General features: G+C 73.7%; 7 protein-coding genes. 5 read left to right on the top strand and 2 right to left on the bottom strand.

Going from position 1 to position 6,429, the window contains the following annotated elements:
- Positions 1–123: 123 nt before the first annotated feature.
- The gene (locus tag ACZ5NJ_RS15875) at positions 124–477 is read right to left on the bottom strand and encodes a hypothetical protein (RefSeq protein WP_468765450.1); all 354 of its coding nucleotides are present in this window, start codon (positions 475–477) and stop codon (positions 124–126) included.
- Between the two features lie 103 nt (positions 478–580).
- Between ACZ5NJ_RS15875 and ACZ5NJ_RS15870 the strand changes: the two genes are divergently transcribed.
- The gene (locus ACZ5NJ_RS15870) at positions 581–1,129 is read left to right on the top strand and encodes a rhodanese-like domain-containing protein (RefSeq protein WP_468765449.1); all 549 of its coding nucleotides are present in this window, start codon (positions 581–583) and stop codon (positions 1,127–1,129) included.
- 77 nt (positions 1,130–1,206) lie between these two features.
- Positions 1,207–1,497 carry a hypothetical protein gene (locus ACZ5NJ_RS15865; protein WP_468765448.1) on the top strand — a complete coding sequence of 97 codons (291 nt, stop codon included), beginning with the start codon at positions 1,207–1,209 and terminating at the stop codon, positions 1,495–1,497.
- Between the two features lie 29 nt (positions 1,498–1,526).
- Here ACZ5NJ_RS15865 and ACZ5NJ_RS15860 read toward each other — a convergent pair whose 3' ends face one another.
- Entirely contained in the window at positions 1,527–2,543 is a 1,017-nt protein-coding gene (locus tag ACZ5NJ_RS15860; protein WP_468765447.1) for an aminoglycoside phosphotransferase family protein, read from the bottom strand.
- A 73-nt stretch (positions 2,544–2,616) separates the two neighbouring features.
- Here ACZ5NJ_RS15860 and ACZ5NJ_RS15855 point away from each other — a divergent pair, with 73 nt between their 5' ends.
- From ACZ5NJ_RS15855 to ACZ5NJ_RS15845, 3 genes are all read left to right on the top strand, one after another.
- Positions 2,617–2,883 carry a hypothetical protein gene (locus ACZ5NJ_RS15855; RefSeq protein WP_468765446.1) on the top strand — a complete coding sequence of 89 codons (267 nt, stop codon included), beginning with the start codon at positions 2,617–2,619 and terminating at the stop codon, positions 2,881–2,883.
- 150 nt (positions 2,884–3,033) lie between these two features.
- Positions 3,034–3,531 carry a hypothetical protein gene (locus ACZ5NJ_RS15850; RefSeq protein ID WP_468765445.1) on the top strand — a complete coding sequence of 166 codons (498 nt, stop codon included), beginning with the start codon at positions 3,034–3,036 and terminating at the stop codon, positions 3,529–3,531.
- Complete coding sequence (locus tag ACZ5NJ_RS15845) at positions 3,528–6,422, top strand: M48 family metalloprotease (protein ID WP_468765444.1); 2,895 nt, start codon at positions 3,528–3,530, stop codon at positions 6,420–6,422. Before ACZ5NJ_RS15850 ends, ACZ5NJ_RS15845 begins: the two co-directional genes overlap by 4 nt.
- Positions 6,423–6,429: the final 7 nt, after the last annotated feature.

Raw genomic sequence — 6,429 nt, 5'->3', positions numbered from 1 at the left:
CCCCTCCCCTTCTTTTTTTGGGGTGTACCTGCGGTCTCCCCCAGCAGGGGCCCCCCCCCCCAACGCGCCGATGCACGGCACCGGACGACGCGGGCTTGACCGGCAAGATCCGAAAGAGACGGCCTAGGGCGAGCCCCGTAGCGCCGGGACGCCCCTGCCCGACTCCCGGGGCAGCCCCACCGCGAGCTCCGGCACCACCCGACCCGGCCCCACCGCCACGACGAGCACCCGCGAGCCGGCCCGGCCGCCCGGCACGCGGCACTCCGAAGCGGGCCGGCGCCACGGGAACAGCCGGTTCAGCTGGAACACAAGCGCCCGCGCCCGGCCGGGGGAGACCGCCCCGCACCAGAGCGCGGCCCGAGGCCGGCGCTCGAAGCCCGCGACCACGCGCGGCCGGCTGGTCTCCCGTACCGGCCGGACGAGGAGTTGTTTCCACGGCATGGCGAGTTCGTGGCAGCCGGGTGAGTTCCCGGGCAAGACCCTCCTCCCTCCCCGCCACCCCTGGCAGGCTGCCTGAAAGCGGCTTCTCCCGCCTCCACCCACCCCCACCCCCTTCCCCTCCGCAAGGACGCGTTGCGCCATGACCGTTCCCCGTGCAGTCGCAGTCGCCGAGGCGCAGCCGCGCCTCGGCGAGCTGACCGTCGTCGACGTCCGCACCCCCGGCGAGTTCGCCACCGGCCATCTGCCGGGCGCCCTCAACATCCCCTTCGACCGGCTCGCGCAGCGGGCACCGGAACTGCGGGAGGCCGCCGAAGGGGCGCCCCTCCTCGTGGTGTGCGCCTCCGGAGCGCGTTCGGACAAGGCGGTCACGGAGCTGGCCGTCCACGGCATCCCCGCCTCCGGCCTCACCGGCGGCACCCGCGCGTGGGCGGCCGCGGGCCACCGGCTGGAGCACCCGGTCGGCCCCACGCGGGCCGTCTGGGCACTGGAACGGCAGGTCCGCTTCACCGCCGGTGGCCTCGTACTGACCGGCCTGCTCCTCGGACTGCTCGTCCACCCGGCCCTGCAACTCCTGTCGGCGGCCATCGCCGCGGGCCTCGTCTTCTCCGCCGTCACCGACACCTGCGGCATGGCGCTCCTCCTGGCCCGGCTCCCCTTCAACCGCCACGGCGCACGGCCCCGGGCATGAACGCCGACCCCGGCCCGTCAGCCCGCCGTCGGCCGTGTCTCCAGGCCGCCGGCGGGCCCGGTCACTAGCCTGAGGCCATGACCCCCGCGCCCCCTTCCGTCCCCGACCGGTACACCGTCGTCCTCCGCCCCGGCCCGCCCGGCGTCCAGGACGCCAAGGGCCACGACGCCGTCCTGCGCACAGCCCGGGTCGTAGCGACGGGCACCCTCGGTGTCTCCGGCTACCCGTGCTACGAGGGGGAGGGGGTCCGGGCCGAGATCGATCCCGAGAGCAGGGCCGTCGAGGCGGTCACCGTCGACGCCGAGGAACTCCCGTACGGCTGGATCGCCCAACTGGCCGACGACGACCCGGGCCGACCACGGACCTGACCCCGGAGGGCTGGCACCAGGCCGCCGCCCTATGCCCGTGGGGCCGAAGGGCCGAGCAGGGCTCGGGCGATGGCCGTCTGCTCGGGTTGGAGGGCGACGGCGCCGTCCTCGATGTCCCAGAGGCAGTTCTGCAGGACGCGCCCGAGCGTCCACCCGGCGGCCCGTGCCCGGTCCAGACCGACGACCTCCGTCATGAGGTCGAAGCGGTGGCGGACGGCCCGGTGGACGTCCCCGGCGCCGAGGGCGTCGTCCCACCGGTTGCGCAGCGCGGGAAGCAGCTCGAAGCCGGGATCGCCGGCGAGGGGCTTGGGGTCGATGGCGAGCCATGGAGAACGCCCCGGCGCCTGCGCGGACGCAAGAGGCGCGAGGACGTTGTCGTAGTGCAGATCCCAGTGCAGGAGCCGGTCGCCAGGCTCGTCGAGCAGTTCCCCCATCGCCGCCGCGCACGAATCCAGCAGCCGCCGCTCGGATGGGTCCGCCAGGGAACGGGAGCACACCGGAACCCGGTCGAGCATCGCGCGCCCGATGTCAGCCAGCCGACGCAGCCCGGCGGGGGCCGGAACAACGCACAGGTCTGCCAGCAGCTCGGAAAGAGCCGTGAGCGCCGTGGCACCCTCGGGCACGGTCGACAACGACCGTGCGGCGTCAAGGCGTTCCAGAAGCAGAACGCCGCGATCCGGAGCGGCGTTCAGCAGCCCGACCGCGTGGCGCTCACCCCAGACGCGCAGGGCGACCGGCTCGTCGCGCGTTTCCTCGTCGACGGGCTGCAGTTTCAGCACCGCCGGCAGGCCGTCCGCCCGCAGCACCGGCAGCACGAGCGCGACGGCCCCGTGCACGGGCGGCCCGTCCAGCCGCAGGCTCCAGCGCTCGACCCATTCCTCGGCGAGAGCCGGCAGGGCAGCGGTCCACGCTCTCCGGCCGGCCGCGTCCTGCGAGGCGGCGAGGACCGCCGGCACCTTGACCCTGAACCGTGACCGGCTGCTGCCCAAGATCCCCTCCGGAACGGCGATGTCGTAGACGCGCCAGCGCGCCTGACGCCCCCACATCAGACGTACACGGGCCGACGGCGGCCGATATTCCCGGCAGCGGCCCCCGCCCTCACCCTAGACTCCCGCCTCGATGAAGAGACGCGTGCAGTTCACCGAGCAGGTCGCACGGTTCCGTGACTACATACCGGCCGCGGACCGGGAGAAGTTCCAGCGCCTCGTTGCCAGGATCGCAGCCGAGCCCGAAGGCACCGGCAGTTACCGTGCCTACATGCGCGACACCGTCACGCGCGAGGCATGGGAAGACCGCGTCATGGTCCACTACGTCGTGACGACCTTCTTCGTGGTCGTCATCGAGGCGGACATCTACGACCCGGCGCGCGGCTTCAACGAGGTGTAGTCGAGCCCGGCGTTCCCTCGCCCGAGCGGCGTAGCCCGGTGGCATGGCGGAGTCGGCCACGCCATGTCATCGTGAATGCTCGTTCTGATGGACTGTCACGGGCGGGGGGCTTGAGTGGACTTGACCGGGGTGTCGGCGAGCGGACGACGCGTGCGGGACGTCGTCCGCGATGTGGTGGCGAAGGTGGCGCCGGACGAGGAAGTGATGGTGGACGGCCTGCTGGCTCTCGACGACGCCGCGGTGGTGCGGCGCCTGTCGGGGCGGGGCCGGCGCGACCCGCTGGGGTTCGGCGTGACCGAGGTGGCCGCGTTGGTCACACCCGTGGTCTGGCTGGTGCTCGACCAGGTGGCCGCGGCCATCGCCGGCGCGGCCGTCGAGCGAGCCGGCCGGCGCTCGCGCGGCTGGTTACGACGGCTCTTCCGCAGGCCCGTGCCGCCGGCCGTGCTGCCGCCGCTGGACCGAGCCCAACTGGCCGACGTCCACCGGCGTGTTGTCGAGGCGGCCACCCGGCGAGGCTTCGCCGCCGAACGCGCAGCGGAGCTCGCCGATGCCGTCGTCGCGGCGGCGGTACTGGCGGAACCGGCCGCCGGGCCGCCGGAGGGCCAGGAGGAGGAGGCGGGCGAACCGGCCGGTGGCGACCCGCGGTGAACGCCGCGCCCGCCCGGCCGCGCATCGACGAGCGGGCCTTGGGCGCGGGGACGACCATCCGCTTCGTCATGCTGGTCGTGCTGATGCTGGCGGCCGGCGCGGCGCTGGTCCTGCCGGTCGTGCAGACCCTGCACGCCGGCGACGGCGTCGACTGCCTGCTCGCCGCGGGGCTCGATCCGGACCGGGCCGGAGACGCGGCCGCAATGATCCGCGTGGGTGCCCAGTGGGTTCCGTTCTGGGCTTGTATGGACAAGTTCGCGCCCCTGCCGCCCTGGTGGCAGATCGCCGCCCTGCCGGCGCTGCTCATGGTCGCGGCCGCGCTGCTCTTCCTCCTGCTACCGGCCTGGACGATCCGGCGACGGCGCCTCGTCGCCCTGCACGTCCTGGATCCCGACGGAGCCGTCCTGCGACTGGTCGAGGAGACGGCCGCGGCAGCGGGGCTGGCCCGGGCGCCACGCGTGGTCGTCGACCGGACCGCTCCCACGGCGGGCGCGGTGGTCTTCGGCCGCAACCGCCGGCCGGTCATCAGCCTGCACGGCGGCCTGCTCGCCTGCCGCGGCTCCGACCCCGGCCACGTGCGGACCGTACTGCTCCACGAACTCGCCCACATCGCCAACCGGGACGTCACCGTCACCTACGGCACCGTCGCACTGTGGCGGACCTTCTGCACGCTGGTCCTGCTGCCCTACCTGCTCTGGTCGGCCTTCCAGTCCAGCACCTTCGCCCCTCCCACCTGGCTGGCCACCGCGCCGTACCAGATCCGGACGCTCCTGCTTCCCGTCCTGCTGGTCGCCCTCGTCCACCTCGCACGGGCCGACGTGCTGCGCGCGCGGGAGATCCACGCCGACCTCGCGGCGGCCCGCTGGGGCGCGGACCTGCACCGCTCCCTCACCGCGGCGCCCTCCCCGCGGGGACTGCGCTCCTTCGCCGATTCTCTGAGGGAGCCGTGGAGCACGCACCCGCGGGCACGGGCGCGCCGGACCGCGCTGGCCGATCCCTCCCCGCTCTTCGGACTCCGGCCGCTGCCCGTCCTTCTCACCGGTGCGGGCGCGGTGCTGATCCACGGCCACCTCTTCACCTACTTCGGCACGTACAGATGGCTGAGCAGCTGGATGTTCCAGGCGCTGGCGTTCGTTCCCGCCCTCCTGGTGTGCGGCGTGATCGGAACCGCACTCTGGCGCTCGGTGGTCTACGCGGTGGTGACGGGCCGCCCGGCGCCCTCCGGCGTGCGCACCGGACTCTGGCTGGGTGCCGGGCTCGGTACGGGCACGCTGGTCATCGGGTGGGGCGCCGGTATGTCGCAGTGGTGGATCGGCGGCCTGACGAGCCTGCTGCTGATCATGGCCGCCGGCACCGCCTTCACCGTCTGGGTCACCCGGTGCGCCCGCCTGTGGGCCGGGACCTGGCGCGGCAGGTCGCTACGGCCGGCCCTTGCCCTGTGCCTGGGAGCCGGCTTCATCGTCGCATCGGTCTGGTTCACCTGGCAGACGACCCAGCAGATCTACGCGGTCTTCTGGCACATGGCGGGCGCCACCGGCTCGCGCCAGGTGGCCCTGCAGATGTTTCCCGGCTCCTCGGACACGGGGCACCCGGCCATCGCAGCCACCGCCGTACTGGTTCCCCTGCTCCTGACCTCGTTGAACTCACCCCTGTTCACCGCCGCCGCCGCGGCCGTCTGGCTCCTTCCGGCCGTGGCCCTGGCGCTGGGGCCGACCGGCGACCGCCCGCGCTGGCTGGCCCGCGCCCGGCCCGACGGCGAACTCTCCACCGCCCGTTGGGAGACGCCTCCACCGCTACGCCGGGCACTGGGGCCGGGTCTGCTCGGCGGAACGGGATGCTGGCTCGCGGTCGCGGGCGTCCTGGCGTACCTGCACACCGGACACGCCGGACCGGCACCGGCCAACGGGGTCGAGGGACTGCGTTTCCTGGCCTTCACGTTCATGGCGCTCGCCGGAACACTGACCGTCACCGCCCTCTGGGCCGGCCGCGGCCGACACCTCCTCGTCACGCTGATCGCGACCCAGACGGCAGCGACGCTGGGCCTCGCGGGCACGGTGGTGCTGATGTCCGTGGACGGGTGCGTGGCACCCCTGAGCGTGTGGAACACCGACTGCGGCTGGCGTCCGGCATGGCGGGCGCTTCCGGACGGAAACCTGGTCGCCTTCACCAACGTCACCCTCCTGCTCGCCGCCATGGTCACCGTCCTGGCAACCCCCTTGCCGGCCCTGGTGTCGGCCGTCCTGCGACGGCGGGTGCGGTCCGAGCCGCCGGAGCGCCGCCGCCCGTCCGCGATGCGGCCCCTCGTCCGATGGTCCGCACTGGCCCTGCCGACGGCCCTGGTGCTGACGCTCGCCGTCGGGGGGCCGCTCACCATGACCAGGTACCAGGCCCCCCTCCCGAACTACGCCACCGGGCAACGGACCCTGCAGCAGCTGCTCGGCGACGCACCGCCCCCCGCGTCGGCGCGGACACGAGCCCGGCAGGTCCGCGCCTGGTACCGGAACGGCGGGCGGTACCTGCTGGCGAGCGCCATCGCGGCCGGCGACCAACTGAGGACGGTACAGGTCGAATTCGACGCCGAGCAGGCGGCGCGAGCCCCCGAGCTCGCCCGGATCCGCTCGCTGTGCGTACAGCTCGGGACGCTCGCCGCCTGGGAAGACGGGTACTACTTCCGCGTCCCGGACGCCGGTACGCAGGCCCAGTGGCACGAGTTCGGCCGATTCGCCCGCGACGGCAGCCGCAAGTGCCTGTCCGCCGTGGACCGGCAACCCTTCGACGCCAACGCCTACATCGGCCTCGCGTCCGCCCGGTTCGACCTGGACGTGGCCGGCTCCTACGCCACCGGAGCAACCAACAGCATCACCGACATCCTCATGAAGGCGGACGGTTGAGAGAAGC

This window comes from Streptomyces sp. NPDC032091 (assembly GCF_055580265.1).
The sequence above is the reverse complement of the archived record's forward strand: the minus strand, read 5'-3'. Positions and strand labels throughout refer to the sequence as shown.

Excerpts from the sequence above, each read along its gene's own strand:
- ACZ5NJ_RS15870 (WP_468765449.1), top strand. The coding sequence starts at position 581 with ATGACCGTTCCCCGTGCAGTCGCAGTCGCCGAGGCGCAGCCGCGCCTC.
- ACZ5NJ_RS15865 (WP_468765448.1), top strand. The coding sequence starts at position 1,207 with ATGACCCCCGCGCCCCCTTCCGTCCCCGACCGGTACACCGTCGTCCTC.
- ACZ5NJ_RS15860 (WP_468765447.1), bottom strand. The coding sequence starts at position 2,543 with ATGTGGGGGCGTCAGGCGCGCTGGCGCGTCTACGACATCGCCGTTCCG.
- ACZ5NJ_RS15855 (WP_468765446.1), top strand. The coding sequence starts at position 2,617 with ATGAAGAGACGCGTGCAGTTCACCGAGCAGGTCGCACGGTTCCGTGAC.